The 23,598-nt window shown below is 69.8% G+C and carries 19 protein-coding genes and 2 pseudogenes; 10 read left to right on the top strand and 11 right to left on the bottom strand.

The genetic code is table 11. From position 1 onward, the window contains the following. Positions 1 to 140 precede the first annotated feature (140 nt). Entirely contained in the window at positions 141 to 2,285 is a 2,145-nt protein-coding gene (locus tag ABFX81_RS17465) for a SpoIIE family protein phosphatase (RefSeq protein WP_086852488.1), read from the top strand. Positions 2,286 to 2,374: 89 nt separating this feature from the next. On the opposite strand, the gene ABFX81_RS17460 is transcribed toward ABFX81_RS17465, so the two are convergent. From ABFX81_RS17460 to ABFX81_RS17450, 3 genes are read right to left on the bottom strand one after another with little or no spacing between them, the layout of a single operon-like run. Next, positions 2,375 to 3,118 carry a hypothetical protein gene (locus ABFX81_RS17460; protein ID WP_086852486.1) on the bottom strand — a complete coding sequence of 248 codons (744 nt, stop codon included), beginning with the start codon at positions 3,116 to 3,118 and terminating at the stop codon, positions 2,375 to 2,377. Then, positions 3,115 to 3,558 (bottom strand): hypothetical protein, encoded by a 444-nt coding sequence (locus ABFX81_RS17455; RefSeq protein WP_346138296.1) that lies wholly within the window; start codon positions 3,556 to 3,558, stop codon positions 3,115 to 3,117. The genes ABFX81_RS17460 and ABFX81_RS17455 overlap by 4 nt, the downstream gene beginning before the upstream one ends. Positions 3,559 to 3,606: 48 nt before the next feature. Further along, positions 3,607 to 5,826, bottom strand: coding sequence for a glycoside hydrolase domain-containing protein (locus ABFX81_RS17450; RefSeq protein WP_086852482.1), 2,220 nt, complete (start codon positions 5,824 to 5,826; stop codon positions 3,607 to 3,609). Between the two features lie 828 nt (positions 5,827 to 6,654). Between ABFX81_RS17450 and ABFX81_RS17445 the strand changes: the two genes are divergently transcribed. After that, positions 6,655 to 7,140 (top strand): hypothetical protein, encoded by a 486-nt coding sequence (locus ABFX81_RS17445; protein WP_086852479.1) that lies wholly within the window; start codon positions 6,655 to 6,657, stop codon positions 7,138 to 7,140. Here ABFX81_RS17445 and ABFX81_RS17440 read toward each other — a convergent pair. Continuing rightward, a pseudogene (locus tag ABFX81_RS17440) lies at positions 7,086 to 7,817 on the bottom strand (transglycosylase domain-containing protein); the annotation flags it as partial. The gene ABFX81_RS17445 and the pseudogene ABFX81_RS17440 sit on opposite strands and share 55 nt — an antisense overlap. Positions 7,818 to 8,078: 261 nt before the next feature. On the opposite strand from ABFX81_RS17440, the gene ABFX81_RS17435 reads away from it, so the two are divergent. The 5 genes from ABFX81_RS17435 to ABFX81_RS17415 all read left to right on the top strand — a co-directional run bounded on the left by ABFX81_RS17435 (position 8,079) and on the right by ABFX81_RS17415 (position 12,909). Further along, entirely contained in the window at positions 8,079 to 9,014 is a 936-nt protein-coding gene (locus ABFX81_RS17435) for an SPFH domain-containing protein (protein WP_086852477.1), read from the top strand. Then, on the top strand, positions 9,011 to 9,256 hold the full coding sequence (locus tag ABFX81_RS17430; protein WP_086852475.1) for a type II toxin-antitoxin system antitoxin: 246 nt from the start codon (positions 9,011 to 9,013) through the stop codon (positions 9,254 to 9,256). Before ABFX81_RS17435 ends, ABFX81_RS17430 begins: the two co-directional genes overlap by 4 nt. 112 nt (positions 9,257 to 9,368) lie before the next feature. After that, positions 9,369 to 9,893, top strand: coding sequence for a PadR family transcriptional regulator (locus tag ABFX81_RS17425; protein WP_030842669.1), 525 nt, complete (start codon positions 9,369 to 9,371; stop codon positions 9,891 to 9,893). Then, complete coding sequence (locus ABFX81_RS17420; RefSeq protein ID WP_086852473.1) at positions 9,890 to 10,579, top strand: ABC transporter ATP-binding protein; 690 nt, start codon at positions 9,890 to 9,892, stop codon at positions 10,577 to 10,579. The genes ABFX81_RS17425 and ABFX81_RS17420 overlap by 4 nt, the downstream gene beginning before the upstream one ends. Then, positions 10,576 to 12,909: an FtsX-like permease family protein gene (locus tag ABFX81_RS17415; RefSeq protein ID WP_086852471.1), complete on the top strand. Its 2,334-nt coding sequence runs from the start codon at positions 10,576 to 10,578 to the stop codon at positions 12,907 to 12,909. Before ABFX81_RS17420 ends, ABFX81_RS17415 begins: the two co-directional genes overlap by 4 nt. 27 nt (positions 12,910 to 12,936) lie before the next feature. On the opposite strand, the gene ABFX81_RS17410 is transcribed toward ABFX81_RS17415, so the two are convergent. Next, on the bottom strand, positions 12,937 to 13,887 hold the full coding sequence (locus ABFX81_RS17410) for a LysR substrate-binding domain-containing protein (protein WP_346138295.1): 951 nt from the start codon (positions 13,885 to 13,887) through the stop codon (positions 12,937 to 12,939). 133 nt (positions 13,888 to 14,020) lie between these two features. Between ABFX81_RS17410 and ABFX81_RS17405 the strand changes: the two genes are divergently transcribed. Beyond that, positions 14,021 to 14,575 (top strand): peroxiredoxin, encoded by a 555-nt coding sequence (locus tag ABFX81_RS17405; RefSeq protein ID WP_086852467.1) that lies wholly within the window; start codon positions 14,021 to 14,023, stop codon positions 14,573 to 14,575. Between the two features lie 3 nt (positions 14,576 to 14,578). Then, positions 14,579 to 15,112: an alkylhydroperoxidase, AhpD family gene (locus ABFX81_RS17400; RefSeq protein ID WP_086852465.1), complete on the top strand. Its 534-nt coding sequence runs from the start codon at positions 14,579 to 14,581 to the stop codon at positions 15,110 to 15,112. A 90-nt stretch (positions 15,113 to 15,202) separates the two neighbouring features. Here the strand turns inward: ABFX81_RS17400 and ABFX81_RS17395 are convergent, their stop codons facing one another. The 4 genes from ABFX81_RS17395 to ABFX81_RS17380 form a co-directional block, all read right to left on the bottom strand. After that, a complete protein-coding gene (locus ABFX81_RS17395) occupies positions 15,203 to 16,519 on the bottom strand; it encodes an AI-2E family transporter (RefSeq protein WP_086852463.1) in 1,317 nt (438 codons plus the stop codon). Between the two features lie 135 nt (positions 16,520 to 16,654). Continuing rightward, on the bottom strand, positions 16,655 to 17,356 hold the full coding sequence (locus ABFX81_RS17390; protein ID WP_086852461.1) for an aggregation-promoting factor C-terminal-like domain-containing protein: 702 nt from the start codon (positions 17,354 to 17,356) through the stop codon (positions 16,655 to 16,657). Positions 17,357 to 17,776: 420 nt separating this feature from the next. Then, entirely contained in the window at positions 17,777 to 19,102 is a 1,326-nt protein-coding gene (gene phoH2 / locus ABFX81_RS17385; protein ID WP_086852459.1) for an RNA 5'-3' helicase PhoH2, read from the bottom strand. 554 nt (positions 19,103 to 19,656) lie between these two features. After that, the gene (locus tag ABFX81_RS17380; protein WP_086852455.1) at positions 19,657 to 20,430 is read right to left on the bottom strand and encodes an isoprenyl transferase; all 774 of its coding nucleotides are present in this window, start codon (positions 20,428 to 20,430) and stop codon (positions 19,657 to 19,659) included. Positions 20,431 to 21,224: 794 nt separating this feature from the next. On the opposite strand from ABFX81_RS17380, the gene ABFX81_RS17375 reads away from it, so the two are divergent. Next, entirely contained in the window at positions 21,225 to 22,469 is a 1,245-nt protein-coding gene (locus tag ABFX81_RS17375; RefSeq protein ID WP_346138294.1) for a winged helix DNA-binding domain-containing protein, read from the top strand. 23 nt (positions 22,470 to 22,492) lie between these two features. On the opposite strand, the gene ABFX81_RS17370 is transcribed toward ABFX81_RS17375, so the two are convergent. Next, positions 22,493 to 23,293 carry a methyltransferase domain-containing protein gene (locus ABFX81_RS17370; RefSeq protein ID WP_086854442.1) on the bottom strand — a complete coding sequence of 267 codons (801 nt, stop codon included), beginning with the start codon at positions 23,291 to 23,293 and terminating at the stop codon, positions 22,493 to 22,495. 1 nt (position 23,294) lies between these two features. Next, positions 23,295 to 23,483, bottom strand: a pseudogene (locus ABFX81_RS17365) (GNAT family N-acetyltransferase); the annotation flags it as partial. Between the last annotated feature and the right edge of the window lie 115 nt (positions 23,484 to 23,598).

Raw genomic sequence — 23,598 nt, 5'->3', positions numbered from 1 at the left:
GCCCCTGAGGGCCGCAGACGGTCCGCCGGTGGCACAGCGACAACCTCTGACCACGCGGGGATTCCGTTCCTGGGGCACGTATTCCGGGTATCGGAGTTTCGGCGGGACCACCTGCACCACTGGCGTGCAGCCCCGGACGGATGGATTCGACACGCGTGACGGAGCAGCCGACCTCCTTCGAACGCCCGCAGCCGGGCGTCGACCCCGCGGACCCCCGCGGGGCGCTCGTGCACACCTCGACACCGGCGCGTGCGCCCGGCGCGGGCGCCTTACCGGTACAGGGCCGCTGCGGCGGCGACGTCAGCGCTCCGCTCACGACGGCGCACACCACGCCAGGCACGTCGGAGCCGGGCACCTCAACGCCGTTCGGCAAGGGCAAGGACACCGTGAGCGACCCCGCCTCCGAGCATTCCCAGCCGGGTACCGAGCAGACCGCCGAGCGCGACACTCCTCGGCCTCGGCCCGCCCCCGACGGCATTCCGGTCCAGCCGGCCGACGAACAGGACAGGTCGACGCCCGGCCCGGACGGGCAGGAGCGCCGCAGCGGCCAGAGCCTGCCGCCCGGCCGGCCCACGCCGATGCGGCGGGACGGCGACCGGCTGCGCTTCGTGGGTGCCGCCACCCGGCGGATCGCCCGCGGCATCGATCTCGACGAGATCGTGATGGGGCTGTGCCGAGCCACCGTCCCCACGTTCTCCGACGCGATCCTGGTCTATCTGCGCGACCCGCTGCCCGTCGGGGACGAGCGGCCCACCGGCCCGCTGGTGCTGCGGCTGCGCCGCACCGACCGGATACCGGCGGAGCGCGACACGGAGAACGGCTTCCTGCCGGCCGCGCAGCCCGAGCCGGACGAGCTGGACACGGTCGGCGCCGAGCTGTGCGAGGTGCGGCCGGGCAGCGCGCTCGCCGAGGTACTGCGGGGCGTGCGCCCGGTGTTCACCGACGCGCCCGCGGCCCGTGCCGCGCTGCCCGAACTTCTCGGCGACGGCGGCGAGTTCGCCGTACCGGACGGACAGCGCGCGATCCTCGCGCCGCTGCGCGGCCGGCGCCGCGTGATCGGTGCCGCCCTGTTCCTGCGCCGCCCCGAGCGCATGGCGTTCGAGCCGGACGACCTGCTGGTGGCCGCCCAGCTCGCCACGCACAGCGCCCTGGGCATCGACAAGGCCGTGCTGTACGGCCGCGAGGCCTACATCGCGGACGAGCTCCAGCGCACGATGCTGCCCGAGACGCTGCCCCGCCCGACGGGTGTGCGGCTGGCCTCCCGGTACCTGCCGGCGGCGGAGACCGCCCGGGTCGGCGGCGACTGGTACGACGCCATCCCGCTGCCCGGCAGCCGGGTCGCCCTGGTCGTCGGCGACGTCATGGGCCACTCCATGACCTCGGCCGCCATCATGGGCCAGCTGCGCACCACCGCCCAGACCCTGGCCGGTCTCGACCTGCCGCCGCAGGAGGTCCTGCACCACCTCGACGAACAGGCCCAGCGCCTCGGCGTGGACCGCATGGCGACCTGCCTCTACGCGGTGTACGACCCGGTATCGCACCGCATCACCATCGCCAACGCCGGCCACCCGCCGCCCGTCCTGCTCCACCTGGGCGGCCGTGCCGAGGTGCTGCGCGTGCCGGCCGGTGCCCCGATCGGGGTCGGCGGTGTCGACTTCGAGGCAGTGGAGCTGGACGCGCCCGCCGGCGCGACCCTGCTGCTGTACACCGACGGCCTGGTCGAGTCCCGGCTGCGGGACGTGTGGACCGGCATCGAGCAGCTGCGGGAGAAGCTCGCCGCGACCGCGCAGCTCACCGGCCCGGACCATCCGCCGCCCCTGGAAGCGCTGTGCGACGAGGTGCTCGACATGCTCGGCCCGGGCGACCGGGACGACGACATCGCGCTGCTCGCCGCCCGCTTCGACGGCATCGCGCCCAGCGATGTGGCGTACTGGTTCCTGGAGCCGGAGGACGCCGCCCCCGGCCGGGCCCGCCGCCTGGCCCGGCGCGCGCTGCAGCGCTGGGGCCTGGAGGAACTCAGCGACTCGGTCGAGCTGCTGGTCAGCGAGGTCGTGACGAACGCCGTGCGGTACGCCTCCCGGCCGGTCACGCTCCGGCTGCTGCGGACGGACGTCCTGCGCTGCGAGGTGGGCGACGACGTGCCGCAGTTGCCGCGCCTGCGGCAGGCGCGCGCCACGGACGAGGGCGGACGCGGGCTGTACCTGGTGAACCGCCTGGCCCGGCGCTGGGGCGCGACCCGGCTCAGCACGGGCAAGGTCGTCTGGTTCGAGCTCAACCGCAGCTGAACGCACGGACGGGCCGGTCCCCGCACCGCGGGGACCGGCCCGTCGTCGTCACTCGTCACGCCGCGGAGCCCCGCGGGATCGCCCGCAGCTCAGGACTGCTGTCGGGCCAGGCGTTCCGCGGCTCGCCTGCGAGCCGGCTGGAGCGGGTCGGCACCGGAGCCGGCCCCCGCACCGGGAGTCCAGTCCCAGTGGCGGATCTTCTCCGCGAGCTGCGACAGCCGGCGGTCACCGGGGGCGGTGTCGATGTAGAACAGCGCCTCGTCCGGTCGCTTGTCGTCACCGCCCCACCGGACCACTCCGTCGCATTCGGCGAGGATGTCCCGGATCACGGATTCCTGCTGCGGGAAGAACCCGCCCCGGATCCCGGAGGGGTAGGAGCCGGACCGGATCTGCACCGCCGTGCCGGAGGCCTGGTTCGACTCGGCCAGGCCCTTGCGCACCTCGGAGGGGTGACGCCAGCCGGTGAGATCGCCACGGCGGAGTTCGTCGACCTCGTAGTGGAAGCGGCGGATCACATGGACGAGGACGGTTTCGACATCGCCCATGCGAACCTGGACGCCCTCGACGGGAGTGCCGGGGACGGGTCTGGTGTAGATGTGCCCGTGGTCGTCCGCGGTCTTCTCCATCTCCCACCCGTTCGTCGACGGGGTACCGCTGAGGACTCGCTTGTTGCGTTCCTGCGCCTTCCGTATCGCTTCACGGATCTTGTCCGGTTCGGGTTGCGTGGTTGCCGCGTGGGCGGGAGGAGTCAGCGCTCCCGCGGCGACAGCGGTGCCGGCGGCCAGGAAGACGGCACGGCGCAGGGTCGTACGACGCGAGATGTTCACAGTCACGCGGTTCTCTCCTTGTGGTGGGTGTGGGAACGCGCAGCGCATACGGTGAGAGCGACAGCGGTCACTGCCGACACCCCCGCCAGGGGGTTCACGTAGCCCGGAACGGCGGCTTCGTACGTCTTCCCGCCCTCGACGTGGCACCCGAAGTGCAGGGGGAGGAACGAGGTCTCATATCGGTCGACGACGACCTCGGACCTTTTGTCGGGGCCTCCCAGCACCTTCGTGCAGGCCGCGGCCTGACCGCTTTCGTCCAGCAACAGCAGGTGCAGGACGCCCCAGGTGTACATGCCGACCGTCGCCAACCAGGCAAGGATCGCGGCTGGCTTGAGCAGGCCTGCCCGAGTCCGTTTCCTGCCGGCCCGGACCAGCGCCACGACCGCGTAGACGGCGAGCCCCGGCGTGGCGACGAGTCCGGCCAGTGACAGCAGGAGCACAACCACGGGGTTGTGACCTGCGTATGGTTCATCTCCCGACATGCGTGCAGCCTGTCACGGGTTCCGGGAGATGGAGTTGTACTTCTCCATGACCTGGTACAGCGCCAGACGCTTCTTCGCGTGCGCCTTCGCCTCGTCGTTCGTGCCCTGGTACCGCCGCAGAACCTCGTAGATCTCGGTCTCCGTGTAATCCAGGCGCATGGGGCGCAGCGTGGTCTCGTCGTTCCCGCTGCCCGGCGCTCCGTCGGCGTTCCAGAGGTGGATCAGGGGGACGATCGACAGGGCGAACTGGTCGTCGTCCCGGCACTTGCGCCACATGTTGTACAGGGTGTCGTCATTGACGTCGATGACGCTGCCGGTGATGTAGCCCTTCCCGACGGCGTGGTTCCATGCCCGTACTGCCGTGATGCCGAAGATCTGGCAGATGCCGGTGGAGGTGTCCTTGAACGTTCCGGTCGTCTCATAGGCCGTGATGACAGCCAGGTCCGCGCTTTCGTCGACCACGTCGACGTGCCGCATCTCCCAGTACGCGGAGGTCTGGATGAGGGCCTTTCGCATCTTGTAGCGGTAGGCGTACAGGGTGATGTCGGAGTCGTAGTCGATCACGGTCGTCGTGAAGCACTTCCAGTGCTGCCACTTCCGCACGCCGCCGTCGTTCGGGAACCCGATCGACTCCATGTACTTGCCGACGTCCGTCATCATGGCCTGCACGAGATCCGGGTCCAGGCTGGTGTCGGCAAGGACGCCCCTGGGCTTGTTGAAGGATCCCTGACCGGTGTCACGGCCGGACGCGATGTTCACGTCGATGTTGATCGCGCCGCTGCCGGAGCCGACGGTCTTGGTGACGATCTGGTCGTAGGCCCAGTTGTCGGGCAGCGGGTAGCCGAAGTTGCCCGAGAAGCCGGAGGACATGTCGGAGACGAACGAGGCCGAGGCGTGGCCCGCGTCCGAGACGCGCGTGCACACGTTGCGAGGACCGTAGACGCCGACGCCGTAGCGGTTGCCGTCGTCGGCCATGGCGTCCTGGACGCCTTTGAAGTGGGGCAGGACGTTGTCGGTGACCTCGTAGTCGTAGGCGTCGAAGTCGACGGCGAAGAAGATCCTCGTGCCCGGCTTGAAACCGTGGTCGAGTGCCGCGTTGATCGCGGCCTGTCCCGCGGCACGCCCCAGGGGGTAGCTGAAGTCGTCCGCGCCTCGCCCGAAGGTCTGGTAGATCGGGAAACAGCGCAGTCCCTGTTCGGCGATCGTCTGGAGCTCGCCGGGCTGGATCTCCTTCTCCGGGACCTTGCCGCCGCCGGGGATCGGGTTGGTCAGATAGCGCCCGACGTAAGTGATGCCTTCGGCCTTGAGCGCCTTGGCGCGATCCGGGGTGATCTTGGTGACGCCGTCGCAGGCCGCGCCCTTGCGGTTCTGGTCACCGTAGGAGACGAGGAGGGAGGCCCAGGTGGAGAAGTCGCCCTTCCCCGTCACGGGGAGCTTGACGAACGACTGGAACGAGCGGACCGCTTCCGCGTGGGCGGCGGTGAAGGTGCCGCCGAAGGAGACGGACCGCTGGTTGAGCAGCATGCCGGCCGTGAACAACTGCACCCAGGTACCGGACGATCCCACCGACAGGGTGTGCTCCTTCAGCCCCGCCTGGGTGCCGGGGCCGAACACGCCGTTGGCGACTCCGTCGGCCATTCCGATGGTGTACTGGACCGCGTAGAGCATCGCCTGGGCGACGGTACGGGAGTGATGACCGTCGCACGAGATGATGAAGAAGTCCCGGCGGTTGACGAACGCGCCGTTCATCCACTGCTGCACGGCGCGGATCTGGGCGGAGCCGTTGTTGACGGTGACGTACGGGTCCATGTTCAGAAGGCCCTTGAACACCTTCGGAACCACGTCACTGCCGGGGTAGGCGAAGTCGACGCCCATGTCCTGCTTGAGCTTGATCACCGAGTCGCGGACACGGTCGTTGTACTTGCCGTCGATCTCGCCGCCGTCGTACCCCTTGCAGTACAGGCCGGCCTGGACGATCCGGATGATGTTCGCCGGGACACCCGAAGCGCCGATGCGCGGGTACTTCGACTGGAGCGTGGAGAGCGTGCCGGGGCCGAAGTTGTCCGACAGGCTGGAGATGCCCAGCTCGTACTGGAGCGCCCGGGTGAGGGCGAACATGACGGTCCAACTGGTCTCGCCGTTCTCCACGAGCCGCGATATGCCCAGCTTCGCACCCTTGTCATAGGTGCCGTTGATGAACTGCTGGGCTCTGCGCACCATCTCATCGGCCATGGGCGTGGCTCTCCTTCACAAAGGTCGTGTCCGAGTACTCGAGCGTGACGACACCCCCATCCCCTGCGGGACCGGGAGGATTTGACGAGGGACGGCCTCACCAGGAGGCGAGACAGCTCAGAGTCGCGGCGTGGCAGCACGACTGCGCAGAAGATGCGCGCATGACAGACGGCACGGCGCCATCAGGAACCTCCCCCGTTCCGGTGGCGTGGTCAGTGCACCGGATTTGGTGATCACCATAGGCACAGCATGAGCAGAGGGAGCAAGGGCTTGACTCTGAGTCAGTTGGTGCCGTGGCGTGATTGAGACCCGCCCCCATACACGGTTCCGGAACAGGCGGTTGAGCCGACTCACCCACTCCACGCCGGTGAGAAGCTGCGAAGCGGAATGGTGAGAAGAGGGATGCTTCAGGACGGAAAACTGTCCAGAACTGGAGGCTTGGGCAGCCCGGCCGACACTTTTGAGCCAGCCCCGCGACTGCCGCGCTGCACCGGCACCCCTGACGTTCACGACATGCGCACAGATCATGCCCGTTGCAGACAGACGAGCAGCGCTGTCGGCGGGCGATCCCGCGGGAGCGCTTTCCAGCCAGATCCCGCATCACCGCTGTTCCGCTCCGCCGCCCCATGCCTATGGTGAGCGCCGCGCTCGACAGGTATGGACCGCTTTGTGCGCCGGGCCACCTTTCTCACAGCAGCGCGTCACCACTCTCCGCGGCTCTCTCGCCCGGATGCCGCGCGACCTGCCGACCGCACCATCCGTAGGACCTGACGCTCCACTGCGACCAGGACCCCACCCCGAAAGGAAGCGCTTTCAGTGCGTAACCTCATGCGTGCTCTCGCTCTCGGTACCACGCTCGTCGCCTCCGCACTGGTCGCCCCGCAGGCGATCGCCCAGGACGCTCCCGTGACGGGGCAGGCAGTCGCCGGCACCAGCGTCCAGCTGTCGGCCGCCGGCGCCCAGGACGCGCAGACGCGCGCCATCGCCGCGGCGGCCCCCGCGGCTGTCACCGCGTCGGCAACCCTCTGCGGCAGCGGCTACGAACTGGAGTTCGCGGAGCGGCTTCCCGACTCCAGGCGCTACGGCACCCTGTTCAGCTACGTCAAGTCCACTGTGGGCAAGCACGGAGTCTGTGTCGTGTTCGACAACAACACGAGCAGCGCGAAGAAGATGAAGCTGAAGCTCTGCCCCAACCTGTCCGGGGCGGCCTGCAAGGTCGACGAGGGCACCTTCAGTCAGTACGCGGGCCCCGTGAAGTACGAGAGCATCGCCCAGTCGTACTGGTTCGGCGCCTGGAGGAGCGCGGCGAGGTAGGCACCCTGCTCGACTGTGAGGTCCTGGGCGTCCACGTGGTAGTAGGCCTGGGCGGCGGCCTGGATGCCGTAGGCGCCACGGCCGTAATAGCTGGTGTTGATGTAGCCGGCGAGGATGTAGTCCTTGGACTTCTCCCGGTCCAGCTTCAGGGAGATGACCAGTTCCTTCAGCTTGCGGGAGACGGTCTGTTCCTGCGTCAGGTAGTAGTTCTTGACGTACTGCTGGGTGATCGTCGAACCGCCCTGCGCGCCCTTGCCGGTGACCGTGTTGAGCAGACCGCGGGCCGTGCCCTTCAGGTCCACGCCGGCGTCCTTGTAGAACGTCTTGTTCTCGGCGGCGACGAAGGTCTTCTGGACGGGCTTGGGCACCTCGGCCAAATCCACGATCTCGCGGTTGCGGTCACCCGCGCGGGCCAGCAGCGAGCCGTCACTGTACTTGTAGACGTTGCTCTGCCACTCGGCGTCGGCGTTCCCCTTCGGAATGCCGATCATCATGTACAGCACGATGAAGGCGCCCATGCCGAGCAGGCACAGGCCGAAGAACGTGCCGAGGATCTTCTTCCAGGTGAAGAGCCTGCGTATGCCGCTCTTCCCGGGCGCGCCCGACGAACGGCGGCGCTTGGGTGCCGCCCGGCGCCCACCGCGCTGTCTGGCGCGTCTTTCTTCCGCTCGTCCCATGGGTCCGATCCGCTCCGCTTCGTTCATGTGTGCTCACATGTCACACAGGTTCGCCGCTCAGGTCAGCTCAGAAAGCTAACACCGGGAGATAAGAGATAGGGCTGCCGATCCGGCCCTTTGCGGGCGTGACAATCAGCACCCATCCCAACGGAACCGACGTTCGAGACACGCGAAGGGTTGCCAGGACGGCGAAAAGTGATATCACTTAGATAGATGGAAGCTATGCAGGAGTGGCTTCCCGGGAGGAACGGGGGATCATCCATGTCCACACACCAACCGCAGGTCGCCGCCGACGTGCCCGAGATGCCGGCGCCCCGCGTGCGGGAGTTCACCGCGGGCAGCATCGGCGGCGGGCTCGCCCTGCTGCTCGGGCTGCTCGGTCTGCTGGCCGGCGCCGGGCTGATCGCGGCCGCCACGTCGGTCGACGGGGGCGGGGCCAAGGCCGCGCTGATCATCGGCGGCATCCTGGTCGGGCTCGCGGCCTTCCTGGCCATGTGCGGGCTGAACATGGTGGCGCCCGGCGAGGCCCGGGTCGTCCAGCTCTTCGGCCGCTACCGCGGGACGATCCGGCAGGACGGCCTGCGCTGGGTGAACCCCCTCACCTCGCGCACCAAGATCTCGACACGCGTCCGCAACCACGAGACCGCCGTCCTGAAGGTCAACGACGCCTACGGCAACCCCATCGAGCTCGCCGCGGTCGTGGTGTGGCGGGTCGAGGACACCGCCCAGGCCACGTTCGAGGTGGACGACTACGTCGAGTTCGTCTCCACGCAGACCGAGGCGGCCGTGCGGCACATCGCCATCGAGTACCCCTACGACGCCCACGAGGAGGACGGCCTCTCTCTGCGCGGCAACGCCGAGGAGATCACCGAGAAGCTCGCCGTCGAACTCCACGCGCGCGTGGAGGCGGCCGGGGTGCAGATCATCGAGTCGCGCTTCACGCACCTCGCGTACGCCCCCGAGATCGCCTCGGCGATGCTCCAGCGGCAGCAGGCCGGAGCGGTCGTCGCGGCCCGGCGGCAGATCGTGGACGGGGCCGTGGGCATGGTCGAGGCCGCGATCGCCCGGATCACCGAGCGGGACATCGTGGAACTGGACTCCGAGCGGAAGGCGGCGATGGTCTCCAACCTGATGGTGGTGCTGTGCGGCGACCGCGCCGCGCAGCCGGTCCTCAACACCGGGTCGCTGTACCAGTGACGGAGCCGTCCGAGGGCCCCGGTTCCCGGCGCCGGCCGCAGCAGCAGCGCAAGCAGGTGCTGCTGCGGCTGGACCCGGCGGTGTACGAGGCGCTGGCGCGGTGGGCCGGGGACGAACTGCGGTCGGCCAACGCGCAGATCGAGTTCCTGTTGCGGAAGGCGCTGGCCGAAGCGGGGCGGTTGCCGCGGGAGACCGGGCCACTGCCCCGGCGTGGACGACCCCCCGGCGGCTCCGGGCAATAGCCTGTTGCGGAACCGTGACAACAGCCCCCGACCTGCACCCCCGTACCGCACGCCATGGACTGCACACTCGGCGTATACATGCCGCGTATACACCCCGTGTACAGTCCTGGTCATGTCCATCGGTCACACCCTCCTGGGACTCCTGGAGTCCGGCCCGCGCCACGGTTACGACCTGAAGCGGGCCTTCGACGAGAAGTTCGGTCACGACCGGCCCCTGCACTACGGCCAGGTCTATTCGACGATGTCCCGGCTGCTGAAGAACGGGCTCGTCGAGGTCGACGGCATCGAGGCCGGCGGCGGCCCCGAGCGCAAGCGGTACGCGATCACCGAGGCCGGCATCACCGACGTCGCGCGGTGGCTCGCGACGCCGGAGAAGCCGGAGCCGTACCTCCAGTCGACCCTCTACACCAAGGTCGTCCTCGCGCTGCTCACCCACCGCGACGCCGCCGACATCCTCGACACGCAGCGCTCGGAACACCTGCGCAGCATGCGGATCCTCACCGACCGCAAGCGCAAGGGCGACCTGGCCGACCAGCTGATCTGCGACCACGCCCTGTTCCACCTGGAGGCGGACCTGCGCTGGCTGGAACTGACCGCCGCCCGTCTGGACAAGCTCCGTGAGGCGGTGACCCGGTGACGATTCCCGCTGGTTCGCTGCTCACCGCCCAGGACCTGCGCAAGGCGTACGGGCCGACCACCGCGCTCGACGGTGCCGAGTTCTCCATCCACCCGGGCGAGGTCGTCGCCGTGATGGGTCCGTCCGGGTCGGGCAAGTCGACGCTGCTGCACTGCCTCGCCGGGATCGTGCCGCCCGACTCGGGCTCGATCACGTACAACGGGCGTGAGGTGACGTCGATGAGCGACGCCGAGCGCAGTGCGCTCAGGCGCTCCGAGTTCGGCTTCGTGTTCCAGTTCGGCCAGCTCGTGCCCGAACTCACCTGCGTGGAGAACGTGGCGCTCCCGCTGCGCCTGAACGGGTCGTCCCGCAAGGAGGCCGAGCGGACCGCGCTGGCGTGGATGGAGCGGCTGGAGGTCGACGAGCTGCGCAAGAAGCGGCCTGGCGAGGTCTCCGGCGGCCAGGGCCAGCGGGTCGCCGTCGCCCGCGCGCTGGTGACGAACCCGCGCGTGGTGTTCGCCGACGAGCCGACCGGCGCGCTCGACTCCTTCAACGGCGAGCGCGTGATGGACCTGCTCACGGACGCCGCCCGGTCCGCCAACGCGGCCGTGGTGCTCGTCACGCACGAGGCCCGGGTGGCCGCGTACTCCGACCGCGAGATCGTCGTACGCGACGGCAAGTCCCGGGACATGGAGCGCGTCGTATGAGTGCACGGCAGTGGGCCGCCGATCTTTCCATGGGGGTCCGGTTCGCCTTCGCAGGCGGACGCGAGGGGTGGATCCGGGCACTGCTGACGGCCGTCGGCGTCGGGCTCGGCGTGGCGCTGCTGCTGCTCACCACCGCCGTCCCGAACGCGCTGGCGGAACGGGACCGGCGTGAGGCGGCGCGCAGCGACCACACCTTCAGCCAGCAGAACATACCCAAGGCCGACAACACCCTGGTCGTCCTGGACACGGACACCACGTTCCGCGACCAGGACGTACGCGGACGCATGCTGGAGGCGGAGGGCCCGCGGGCGCCGCTGCCGCCGGGGCTGTCGGACTTCCCGGCCGAGGGTGAGATGGCCGTCTCCCCGGCGCTGAAGGAGCTGCTCGCCTCCGGCAGCGGGAAACTGCTGAAGGAGCGACTGCCCTACCGGATCAGGGGCACCATCGGCGAGCAGGGGCTCGTCGGCTCCCAGGAACTCGCCTACTTCGCGGGCGGCAAGGGGCTCGCGGACCGCCTCGACCACGTCAGCGGAGCCCGGATCGACAGCTTCGGCAATCCGGACCTGGTGCCGTCCGACCCGTGGGACCCGGTGCTGCTCCTGCTGGTCCTGGTCGTCTTCGTGGTGCTGCTGATGCCGGTCGCCGTGTTCATCGCCGCGGCCGTGCGGTTCGGCGGCGAGCGGCGCGACCGCAGGCTGGCGGCACTGCGGCTGGTCGGCTCGGACAGCCGGATGACCCGGCGGATCGCCGCCGGCGAGGCCCTCGCCGGATCCCTGCTGGGGCTCGTCCTCGGCACCGGTTTCTTCCTGCTCGGACGCCAACTGGCGGCCTCCTTCGAGGTGTTCCACGTCAGCGTGTTCCCGAGCTATCTGGACCCCTCTCCCCTGCTGGCCGCCCTGGTCGCGCTGGCGGTCCCGACGGCCGCGGTGCTGGTGACCCTCCTCGCCCTGCGCGGGGTGGTCATCGAGCCGCTCGGCGTGGTGCGTACGGCCAGGCCCGCGCGGCGCCGGCTGTGGTGGCGGCTGCTGCTGCCGCTGGGCGGGCTCGCGATGCTCTTCCCGATGATCGGGCAGGGCGACGACGGCGGAGAGTTCAATCAGTACCTCGTCGTCGGCGGCGTCATGCTCCTGCTCGTCGGCGTCACCGCCCTGCTGCCCTGGATCGTGGAGAGGGTCGTCGCCCGGCTCGGCTCCGGCGGGATCGCCTGGCAACTGGCCGTGCGCCGACTCCAGTTGAGCAGTGGCGCGGCGGCTCGCATGGTCAACGGCATCGCGGTGGCGGTGGCCGGGGCGATCGCGCTCCAGATGCTGTTCGCCGGGGTGGAGGGCACCTACACCGCCGCGTCGCGGTACGACGTCTCGCGGGCCCAGATGCAGGTGCACGTGCCGGACGGCGTCGAACTCGCCTCCACCGCCGAGAAGTTCCGCGACACCCGTGGCGTCCGCAAGGTCACCGCCCTGGCCGAGACCTACCTCGCCGACAAGCGCACCGACGCCGACTCCCTCCTCCAGGTCACCATCGGCGACTGCGCCGCGCTCCGCGAGGTGGCCACGCTGCCTTCCTGCCGCGACGGCGACGTCTTCGCCGTGCACGGGGCGAAGTACGACACCGACACGGCCAGGCTGGCCAAGCCGGGCAAGAAGCTGTGGTTCGACAGCGCGAACGAGGGCCGGCCCGGAGAGCAGTTCTCCTGGAGCGTGCCGCGGGACATCCGGCAGGCCCAGTCCCGCGAGGACCCGACCGGGACCGAGCGCGGCGGCATCCTGCTCACGCCGGGCGGGACGCTCCCGAAGCTCGCGTCGTCCGCCGAGGGAGAGCTCTACCTGAGCCTCGCCCCCGCGGAGCCGGACGCGTACGAGTACGTGCGCAACGCGGCGGCGCGCATCGACCCCATGGCCGACCCCATGGTCTGGAACTCCGTCGAGCGCAACAGCCGTTACGCCACCATCCGCACCGGCCTGTTCGTCGGCGCCGCATGTGTGCTGGCGCTGATCGGCGCGAGCCTGCTGGTCTCGCAGCTGGAGCAGTTGCGCGAACGCCGCAGGCTGCTGTCGGCCCTGGTGGCCTTCGGCACGCGGCGCCGCACCCTCAGCCTGTCGGTGCTGTGGCAGACGGCGATCCCGATCGGACTGGGCCTCCTGCTCGCCGCGACGGTGGGCATGGCCCTGGGCGCGGTCCTGCTGCGGATGACCGACACGGCGGTCCGGGTCGACTGGCCGAGTGTGCTGTCGATGACCGGCATCGGCGCGGGCGTCGTCCTGGTGGTGACGCTGCTGAGCCTGCCACCGCTGCTGAGGATGATGCGGCCCGACGGGCTGCGGACCGAGTAGGAGCCCCAGGCTCTTCTGCGCCGGCCGTCAGGCGTCCCGGTCCAGGACCCGCACGGGCAACGGCCGCAGGGCCTGCCGCAGCGCCGCCGCCAGTTCCTCGTACTCCGCGCCGCGCGCGGCCCCCGCCCGCATCGCGAGAGCGACCCTGCGGGTGGGGGCCGGGTCGGTGAAGTACCCGGTGAGGAGCTGGCTGCTGCGGGAGATCTCGACCTTGAGGGCGGTGCGCGGCAGCAGCGTGACGCCGAGCCCGCCCGCGACGAGCTGCACCAGGGTGGACAGCCCGGCGGCGGTCGTGGTGACCGGCGCGTCCTCGCGGCCGGCCTCCCGGCAGATGTCGAGGGCCTGGTCGCGCAGGCAGTGCCCCTCGTCGAGCAGCAGCAGGTTCAGCTCCCGCAGCGCCTCGCGCGGTATGCCCTCGCGTCCGCCGAGCCAGTGGTCGAGCGGCGTGACGAGCACGAAGTCCTCGTCGAAGAGCGGCAGTTCGGCCACCCCCGGCACGCCCAGCGGCACGGCGAGCAGCAGCAGGTCGAGCCGGCCGTTGGCGAGGCCGTCGACGAGAGAGGCGGTCTGCTCCTCGTGCACCTGGAGGTCGAGGTGCGGATACCGTTCGTGGACCAGCCGCAGGACGGTGGGCAGCAGATACGGCGCCACGGTCGGGATGACCCCCAGCCGCAGCACCCCCGTGAACGGGGCCCGGACCGCCTCGGCCTCCTCCATGAGGGCGCCCACCTCGGCCAGCACCGCCTTGGCCCGTACGGCGATCCGCTCGCCCTCGGGCGAGAGCAGCACCTTGCGCGTCGTACGCTCGAGGAGCGTCACTCCGAGTGTCTCCTCCAGCGCCGAGACGGCACCCGAGAGGGCGGGCTGGCTCATGCCGATCGCCCCGGCGGCGTCCCGGAAGTGCAGGTGCTCGGCGACGGCCGCGAAGGCCCGCAGCTGGGCGAGGCTGGGCTGCCTGCGCTTATTACCCACAGTCACTGATAACTACCTCCGATCAACCCGACCGAGTGTAGCTATTTCCGTAATCAATCGACCCTGTGCCAACATCAATAACGTCCAACCCATGGGAAACACCCGCAATCCGGGTGTTTCTTCGCTGCAAGGAGAGCGTGTGCTCACTGTCGGTGACAAGTTCCCCGAGTTCGATCTGACCGCCTGCGTCTCGCTGGAGAAGGGCAAGGAGTTCCAGCAGATCAACCACAAGACCTACGAGGGTCAGTGGAAGGTCATCTTCGCGTGGCCCAAGGACTTCACCTTCGTGTGCCCGACCGAGATCGCCGCCTTCGGCAAGCTGAACGACGAGTTCGCCGACCGCGACGCCCAGGTCCTCGGCTTCTCCGGCGACTCCGAGTTCGTCCACCACGCCTGGCGCAAGGACCACGAGGACCTGCGCGACCTGCCCTTCCCGATGATGGCCGACCCCAAGCACGAGCTCATGCGCGACCTCGGCATCGAGGACGAGGACGGCTTCGCCAAGCGCGCGGTGTTCATCGTGGACCAGAACAACGAGATCCAGTTCTCGATGGTGACCGCGGGTTCGGTCGGCCGGAACCCGAAGGAGGTCCTCCGGGTCCTGGACGCACTCCAGACGGACGAGCTGTGCCCCTGCAACTGGTCCAAGGGCGACGAGACCCTCGACCCCGTCAAGCTGCTGGCTGGTGAGTGAGGCATGTCCCTCGACTCCCTGAAGTCCCGCATACCGGACTACGCCAAGGACCTGAAGCTCAACCTGGGCTCGGTCATCGGCAACTCCGACCTCCCGGCCCAGCAGCTCTGGGGCACGGTCCTCGCGACCGCGATCGCCTCGCGCTCCCCGATCGTGCTGCGCGAGCTGGAGCCGGAGGCGAAGGCGAACCTGTCGCCCGAGGCGTACACGGCCGCCAAGTCCGCCGCCGCGGTGATGGCGATGAACAACGTCTTCTACCGCACGCGGCACCTCCTCTCGGACCACGAGTACGGCAACCTGCGCGCGGGCCTGCGGATGAACGTCATCGGCAACCCCGGCGTCGACAAGGTCGACTTCGAGCTGTGGTCCTTCGCGGTCTCCGCCATCAACGGCTGCGGCATGTGCCTCGACTCCCACGAGCAGGTGCTCCGCAAGGCCGGGATCGACCGCGAGGTCGTCCAGGAGGCGTTCAAGATCGCGTCCGTGATCCAGGCGGTCGGCGTGACGCTGGACGCCGAGGCGGCGCTGTCCGAGTAACCCTCGGTCGCCTGCCGCACATCGCAGGGCCCCGCCCACCTGACCGGTGGGCGGGGCCCTGTCGGCTTTTCGGGTTCTCGCCGGGCCGGGCTACTCCGGCGGCGCCTCGGAAGGGCCGGGCTGCTCCACCGGCCCCATCGCTGTCGCCCCGCGGGGCCGCACCGAATGCCGCAGCGCCGACTGCCGCGAATACGCCCGCAGATACCCCGCCACCGTGTTCGTCACGGCCACCAGCGGTACGGCCACCACCGCACCCCCGATCCCGGCCACCATCCCCCCGCACGCCACGGACAGCACCACCGCCAGCGGGTGCACCCGCACCGCCCGCCCGAGGATGAAGGGTTGCAGGATGTGGCCCTCGATCTGCTGCACCGCCAGCACCACCACCAGCGTCATGACAGCGGTGAACACCCCCTGGGTGACCAGCGCGACGACGACCGCCAGCGCCCCGGACACCACCGCACCCACCAGCGGGATGAACGCGAACAGGAAGATGAACACCGCCAGCGGCACGGCCATCGGCACATCGAGGAAGTAGATGCCCAGCCCGATGAAGATCGCGTCGATCAGCGCGACGATCACCGTGCCCCGCACATACGCCGTCAGCGTCCGCCACGCCGCCGGCCCGGCCCCGGCCACCCCGGGCCGCGCCGCCGCCGGCACCAGCTTCAGCGTCCACTCCCAGATCCGCTTGCCGTCGTAGAGCAGGAACAGCGTCGAGAAGACCGCCAGCAGAATCCCCGTCAGCGCCTCGACGACGACCGTCACGCCCTCCAGCCCCGCCGAGGTGATCTGGTCGGTGTTCGCGCCGACCGCCTCCCGCAGGTTCTTGGCGATTTCGTTGATCTGCTTGTCCGTGACGTGGAACGGGCTGTTGAGCAGCCAGTTCCGCAACTCGTCGATGCCGTCCTGGATCTGGCCCGAGAGGTCGTCGATGTTCTCCATGACCTGCCAGGTCACGAACCAGCCCATGAGCCCCATGACGACGAAGCCGAGGATCGCCGTCAGCGCCGTGGCCGGCCCGCGCGGCACCCCCAGCCGCCGCAGCCGCGCCACGGTCGGCTGGAGGATCGCGGTGATGAGCAGTGCGCTCACGAACGCCAGCACCACGAGCTGGACGGCGCTGATGATCCGCGTCAGCACCCACAGCGTGCCGGCGAGGACGAGCAGCCGCCAGCCGGCCTCCGCCGCGACCCGCACCCCCCACGGCACGGCCAGCGCGGGATCGGGCCGGGCGGGTACGTCGGGCGCGTAGTCGGGGGGCGGCGGCACGTATTCGTCGGAGGATGTCCGGGACTCAGGTTCGTCCCGCTCCCGTTCGGCCTCGGCGCGGCGTTCGTTCCACCGCTCGCTCATCTCGGTCAGTCCGGCACCGAGCCGGCCGAGCCACCCTGGTACTCGCGACATGATCCGTCCTTTTCCCCCGTCTCTCCGCACCACTCCCCCCTGGAGTCGTCGTCAAGACCGTACATGGCACGAGCCCCTCACCGTACGACGGTGAGGGGCTTGCGCTGAGGATGGCTGCGGCTCAGGGCCGCGGGCTCAGTACCAGTTGTTGGCCTGCCAGAACGACCAGGCATCACACGGGCTGCCGTAGCGTTCGTTCATGTAGTTCAGGCCCCACTTGATCTGGGTGGCCGGGTTGGTCCGCCAGTCGGCACCGGCGGAGGACATCTTGGTACCGGGCAGCGCCTGGAACATGCCGTAGGCCCCGGAGGAGGGGTTGACCGCCTTGTAGTTCCAGTCGGACTCGTGGTCCACGATGTTGCTGAAGCACTGGAACTGACCCGACGGCACCATCTGCCGCGCCATCGCCTGGATCTGCGCGATGGAGTAGGAGGTCGCGACGGGGAAGTCGGAGATGTCCTTGGAGCGGCTGGCGGCCTCCTTGGCCTCCGCGCGCTCCTTGGCGGCCTTCTCGGCCGCGGCGGCCTTCTCGGCGGCTTCCTTCTTCTTGGCGATGGCCGTCTCGGCGGCAGCCTTGCGGGCGGCCTCCTCGGCGTCCTTCTTCGCGCTCGCGTCGGCGGCGATGGCCTGTGCGTCGGCCTGCTGCGTCAGCGACGCCGTCTGCACCTGGGCCTGCTGGCCCGCGGGAATGTCCGCGAGCAGCGTGGTGCCGCTTGCCGTCGCTTCCGCGTCGTTGTTCTGCGCGGTGCTGCCCGAGGCAACGCCGACGACGCTTCCGACAGCGGTGACCGCGGTGGCCGAAGCCACTGCGAATCCCCGGACCGAGATCCGGCTCACACGGGTTTCCTTCCAGCATCGCCCGCTTCGGTGACCCTCGCGGACGCAATCGTGCCCCTGGCACTGGCCTCCCCAACTGCGGGGTCACGGGAGGCTCGGGCCCGGTGGGCAACTCCCCCGTGGGGAGTGCCGCGTGGTGCTCGGGCGGCATACGACATCGCTATGCAGTTGACGCTGTGCTTTTAGTGGTGCCGTACCGCTGGGGGTACAGGTGTGTCGTATGCGGGGCCTGACAGGAGTGAGACTCTGCCGCAACACGACGGGGCAAGGCAATTCCGAGTTGCGTGTGAAAGCTCACATCCCGTTTGGCGCGGGAGATTCACAGAAAAGCCCACACGCGAAGGCGCCGCCCGGCTAGGCTCTTCGCCTTTCCGGACGGCGCCAACTACTGCGTAACCGCCACCGTTTGGTGCAGGACGGTCAGATGTGCCCGTCTTCGAGCATTTCGGTCACAAGAGCGGCGATCTGCGACCTCTCGGACCGGGTCAGGGTCACATGCGCGAACAGCGGATGCCCCTTCAGCTTCTCGACGACGGCGACGACACCGTCGTACCGGCCGACCCTCAGGTTGTCCCGCTGGGCCACGTCATGGGTGAGAACCACCCGTGAATTGGCCCCGATCCGGGACAGAACGGTGAGAAGTACGTTCCTCTCCAGCGACTGCGCCTCGTCGACGATCACGAACGCGTCGTGCAGCGAACGGCCGCGGATGTGGGTGAGCGGCAGCACCTCCAGCATCCCGCGGGCGGTGACCTCCTCGATGACCTCCCGGCTGGTGACCGCCGACAGCGTGTCGAACACCGCCTGCGCCCAGGGGCTCATCTTCTCCGCCTCGGAGCCGGGCAGATAGCCGAGCTCCTGCCCGCCCACCGCGTAGAGCGGACGGAAGACCATCACCTTCTGGTGCTGACGGCGCTCGAGCACCGCCTCCAGCCCCGCGCACAGCGCCAGCGCCGACTTGCCGGTGCCGGCCCGGCCGCCCATCGACACGATCCCGACGTCCGGGTCGAGCAGCAGGTCCAGCGCGATCCGCTGCTCGGCGCTGCGGCCCTTGATGCCGAACGCCTCACGATCCCCGGGTACGACACGGATGTTGCCGTCGGGCGTGACCCGCCCGAGCGCCTTGCCGCGCTCCGACTGGATCATCAGGCCCGTGTGCACCGGCAGGTCGGCGGCCTCGGGGACGTAGACGCGCCCCTCCTCGAAGAGGATGTCCACCTGTTCGCCGGGCAGGGTCAGTTCAGACATTCCGGTCCAGCCGGAGGAGTCCGTGATGGCGAGTTCCGCGCGGTACTCCTCGGCGAGGAGCCCGACGGAGGACGCCTTGATCCTGAGCGGGAGGTCCTTCGACACGACGGTGACGTCGAACCCCTCGGCCTGAAGGTTTCGGGCGACCGCGAGGATGCGGGAGTCGTTGTCCCCCAGGCGATAGCCGCTGGGCAGCACGCTGGGGTCCGAGTGATTGAGCTCGACACGGACGGTTCCGCCGAGGTCCCCGGTCGGGATGGGGGCATCGAGGCGGCCGTACCGCACCCGGTAGTCGTCGAGCAGGCGCAGGGCCTGCCGGGCGAAGTAGCCGAGTTCGGGATGGTTCCGCTTGGCCTCCAGTTCCGTCACCACGACGATGGGAAGCACGACCTCGTGCTCGTCGAAGCGGCTCAGGGCGTTCGGGTCGGCCAGCAGGACGCTGGTGTCGAGAACGTAGGTGCGCCGGTCGGGCTTGTGGCGCTTTGTGCTGGTCACCACGGAAGGACGTACCCCCTCGGATGAGGTCGGGGAGCGACGGAGTGGAGCTGGACCGGTCGTCGGCCGCCCTGCGCGGGCCGAGAACCGGCCCCCCGCCTCTTCGTCCGTGCTGTGACCGCACGATCGGGCTGGTGCAAAGGGCCTCCCGGGCGGACGGCCCCGTGCCGTCCGCTGAGATCCGACACCCGGGGATCGGGCGTCGACCTGACTGGCTTATGCCCTCGAACGAGCGTCGCCATGCCACGGCATATGACGGCGGTCCGGTGAACTCCGTGTTACGCGCGCCTTCGGAGGGGTACCGGGAAGGCTTGTGACGTGCGGTGACCGCGGTGCCGGGCGGCCTGCGGGGTCCCGCGAAGTCTCACGTCCGGCGTAGTGCGCCGGAGTGCGTTTCAGCCGCCGCGGCGCCGGTGGCGGGCGATGCATCAGCCGCCGTGGCGCCTGTGGACAGCGATGTATCAGCGCCGTGGCGCCTGCGGCCGGCGATGTATCACCGCCGTAGCACCTGCCGCCGGCGATATATCACCGCCGTAGCACCTGTGGCCGACGGTGTATCAGCCGCCGAAGCGCCGGTGGCGGGCGGCGTAGTCGCGCATGGCGCGCAGGAAGTCGACCTTGCGGAAGGCCGGCCAGAACACGTCACAGAAGTAGTACTCGGAGTGCGCGGTCTGCCAGAGCATGAATCCGGACAGCCGCTGCTCGCCGCTCGTGCGGATCACCAGGTCGGGGTCGGGCTGGTCGCTCGTGTAGAGGTGACGCCCGATCATGTCGGTGTCGACCGCCTCGGCGAGTTCCTCCATCGAGGTGCCCCGGTCCTGGGCGTCGAGCAGCATGGAGCGCACGGCGTCGGCGATCTCCTGGCGGCCGCCGTAGCCGATGGCGACGTTGACCACTATCCCGTCGACGTGCGCTGTTGTCTCCTCGGCCTCCTTCAGCACCGTCTGCATCCCGGAGGGCAGCAGATCGGGCGTGCCGACGTGGTGCACGCGCCAGCGGCCGTCGGCGGCCAGGGTCCGGACGACGTCCTCGATGATGCCGAGCAGCGGGACGAGCTCCTCCTGCGGCCGGTCGAAGTTGTCCGTGGACAGCAGCCAGAGGGTGACGACCTCGACGTCGGTCTCACTGCACCAGCCGAGGAACTCCTCGATCTTCTCGGCACCGGCCCGGTGACCGTGGACGGTGCTGGAACCGGCGGCCTTCGCCCAGCGCCGGTTGCCGTCCATGATGACGCCGATGTGCTTGGGCACCTGAGCGTGGTCCAGGTGGCCTTCCACCCGGCGTGCGTACAGCCTGACCAGCAGGCCACGCAGCTTGTCGCGCAGGTTCACGTGATCGTCAGCCCCTCCGTACGGATCGGACAGGCCGCGGCGTGCGGCCCGGTCGTGGCCGCGGGCGGTCCCTGTCCGTGTGGCAGTCCCCGGAGGCGAAGCCTACCCTCGCTGCCGCCGTGGGCCGCCCACGGGTGCGGAACGAAGAATTCCGGCCGGTACTTCGGTCCGACTTCGGCACACAAAAAAACGGGCCGGTCCGTGGGGGGGGAGACGGACCGGCCCGAGGGGGGGTTTCCACCATAACCCTTCGTAAGTGATGCTGCGTGCATCGGCATGCCACAACTACTCTCCGGAGCCACCCGGCGACGCGGCGATGTCCGCGGAACCTCTCGTTCACGGGTTATCTCTGGCCGAAACGCAGCCCCTACGCCGCCTGCGCGCAGGAAAATCGTGCGCCCCGTGGCGGGATCCGGCGGATTTGCCGCAGCTTGCGGCCCGCTCGCCGACTTGTCCCCATATCCCACCTACGGGTGACCTCGGCCGCGAACGCCCGCTTGACCCCGCACCGCTTCCGCCTCGAGGCCCTGGCACCGCGCAGCCCCCTCCACTGCGCGGTACCGCCCGCGCAGTCCTGCTTTGCTGGCGCGAATCACCTCGGTCTGAACTTACGTGGGGCACGGCATGGAGGCGAGTCACAGGCGGTAACAATGTGGAAAAAGGCGACAGAGATGCGCAAGCGAGCTGAGTGGAGGGGGTGAGCCGGGAGGGGCGAACCGGAGGGGAACCGGAGGAGGTGAACCGGGAAGCTGCTTAGGTCAGATTCTGTCCTCTTTCGAGTCTAGCGTCGTGTCATGACGACGACCTCGATGATCACGTGGGACGCGGCGAGCGCACGGCGGGCCGAGCGGCAGTTCCTGACCGGGCCGGCGGGACCGGTGGCTCCGGCGGGGCCTGCGGGACCGACCGGGAGCGGGACGCCGGTCGCCGAGGTGGTCGGCGCGATGATGGGAGCGCACGCGCAGGTGCTGTCCGCGGCCGAGGTGTCGGTGGGCGTACGGACGTCCACGCTGACACGGGCGGACATACGGGCCGCACTCTGGGACGAACGGTCGCTGATCAAGACGTACGGCCCGCGCGGAACGGTACATCTCCTCCCGGCGCGGGAACTCCCGCTCTGGTCGGCCGCGCTGACCGCGGTCCCGAGCGGGCCGAGCCCTTTCCCGCCCGACGTACGGCTCAGCGAGGAACAGGCCGCCCAGATCGTGTCGGCGATCGGGGAAGCACTCGAGGACACGTCCCTGACGCTCGACGAACTGACCGAGGAGATCGTCGCGCGGACGGGCCCGTGGGCCGGCGACCGCGTGATGCCGGCCTTCCAGGACATGTGGCCGCGCTGGCGGCAGGTGCTGCACCGGGCGGGCTGGGCGGGCACGCTGTGCTTCGGCCCGAACCGCGGCCGGAAGGCGACGTACACGCGGCCGCCGGTTGCGGGGGTGGCGGGAGGGGGGACGGACGGGATGAACGGAGCGTTGGGGACGGACGGAGCGTTGAAGACGAACGGAGCGTTGGGGACGTTCGTACGGCGTTATCTGGCTGCGTACGGTCCGGCGACCCCGCAGCACTTCGCGAAGTGGCTGGCGGCGCCGACCGGCTGGGCCGGCACCGTGTTCCGGGAACTGGCCGCCGCGGGCGACATCGAGGAGGTCGACTTCGAGGGCGCGCGGGCGTGGGTGGCAGCGGGTGACACCGAGTTCCCGGACGACCCCCCGCGAGGCGTGCGGCTGCTGCCGTACTTCGACGCGTACGTCATCGCCGCGCAGCCCCGCGAGCGGCTGTTCCCCGGTGCGGCCTACGAGCGCGCCCTGGCGGGCGGCCAGGCGGGCAACTACCCCGTGCTGCTGGTCGACGGTGTGGTCGCGGGCGTCTGGCACCAGCGGCGCCAGGGCCGTCGTGCGACGGTCACGGTCGAGCCACTCGTCCGGCTGACGGCTCGGCAGGAACGGGAGCTGGGTGAGCAGGTGGAGCGGGTGGGTGAGGTACTGGAGGCGAGGGTGGAGTTGGCAGTGGGGGAAGTGAGGGTGGGACCGCACGCGTGACGAGGCGTGTCGCGCGCGCATGATCAGGCCTGGTGGGTTCCCGGTTTGCGTGCGTCGAAGAGGTGCCGGGTGCTGTGGGCCACGAAGGGCCCCTCGTCCTGGATCCGCCGATGCAACGCGCGGAGCTGCGGCTCGTACGCCTCGGCGGTGAAGCCGGGAACCATCCACACCACCTTCCGCAGGAAGTGCACGACCGCGCCGATGTCGTGGAACTCCATGCGGAGCCGCTCCGCCCGCAGCTCGACGACGTCGAGCCCCGCGGCCTCGGCGTCGGCCCGCTCCCGCTCGGGACGGCGACCGCCGCGTACCTCGTCCGGCTGGGGACCGAGGAAGTGCTCGACGAGCTCGAAGGCGCTGCCCGGCCCCACGTGCTGGGCGAAGTACGTCCCTCCGGCCTGGAGGACGCGGGCGATCTCGGCCCAGTGCGGGCGGACGGGATGCCGGCTCACGACCAGGTCGAAGGCACCGTCGGCGAAGGGCAGCGGGGCGTCCTCGGGCGCGGCGACGACCGCGACCCCGCGCGGACGGAGCAGGGCGGTCGCCTTGGCCGCGTTCGGCGGCCAGCCCTCGGTGGCGACGGTGAGCGGGGGCCGCTTCGGGGCCTTGGCGAGAGCGAAGTCCAGTACCTCCCCGCCGCCGGTCTGGATGTCGAGCACGGCACTCGCCCGCCCCAGCCGCTCGGCCATCGACGTCGCATACCCCCAGGAGGGCCGCGCCTCGGTGGCCCGCCCCTCGAACCAGGAGAAGTCCCAGCCTTCGGTGGGGACGGAGGCGCCTTCGGCGACGAGGTCTTCGAAGGTTTCCTTTTCTTCTCTTCTCTTCATGTCACGTCAGAACGAACAGAACATGCTGGTCGTCTCCGTACCGGACGGTGCCGGCACGACGGAAGCCGTGCTTCTCGAGGAGACGTACGGAACCGGTGTTACCGCTGAAGGGATCGGCGTGCAGGGGCCGGTTCGTCTCCCGCTCCAAGAAGATTTCCAGAACGGCACCGGCGTTCCCGGCGACACCACGATCCAGAACGGGTTCAAGTCCTTCGGCGGCCAGTTCGGCACGCACCCGGTCGACGGCCTCGGCCCCGGTGGCGGTGCGCGGGTACCCGACGACAGGGTGCGGCCCGGCCCTCATC

This window comes from Streptomyces coeruleofuscus (genome assembly GCF_039532725.1).
Classification (GTDB): Bacteria; Actinomycetota; Actinomycetes; order Streptomycetales; family Streptomycetaceae; genus Streptomyces; species Streptomyces coeruleofuscus.
Note: the sequence above shows the minus strand (reverse complement) of the source record. Positions and strands in the feature narration are given on the sequence as shown.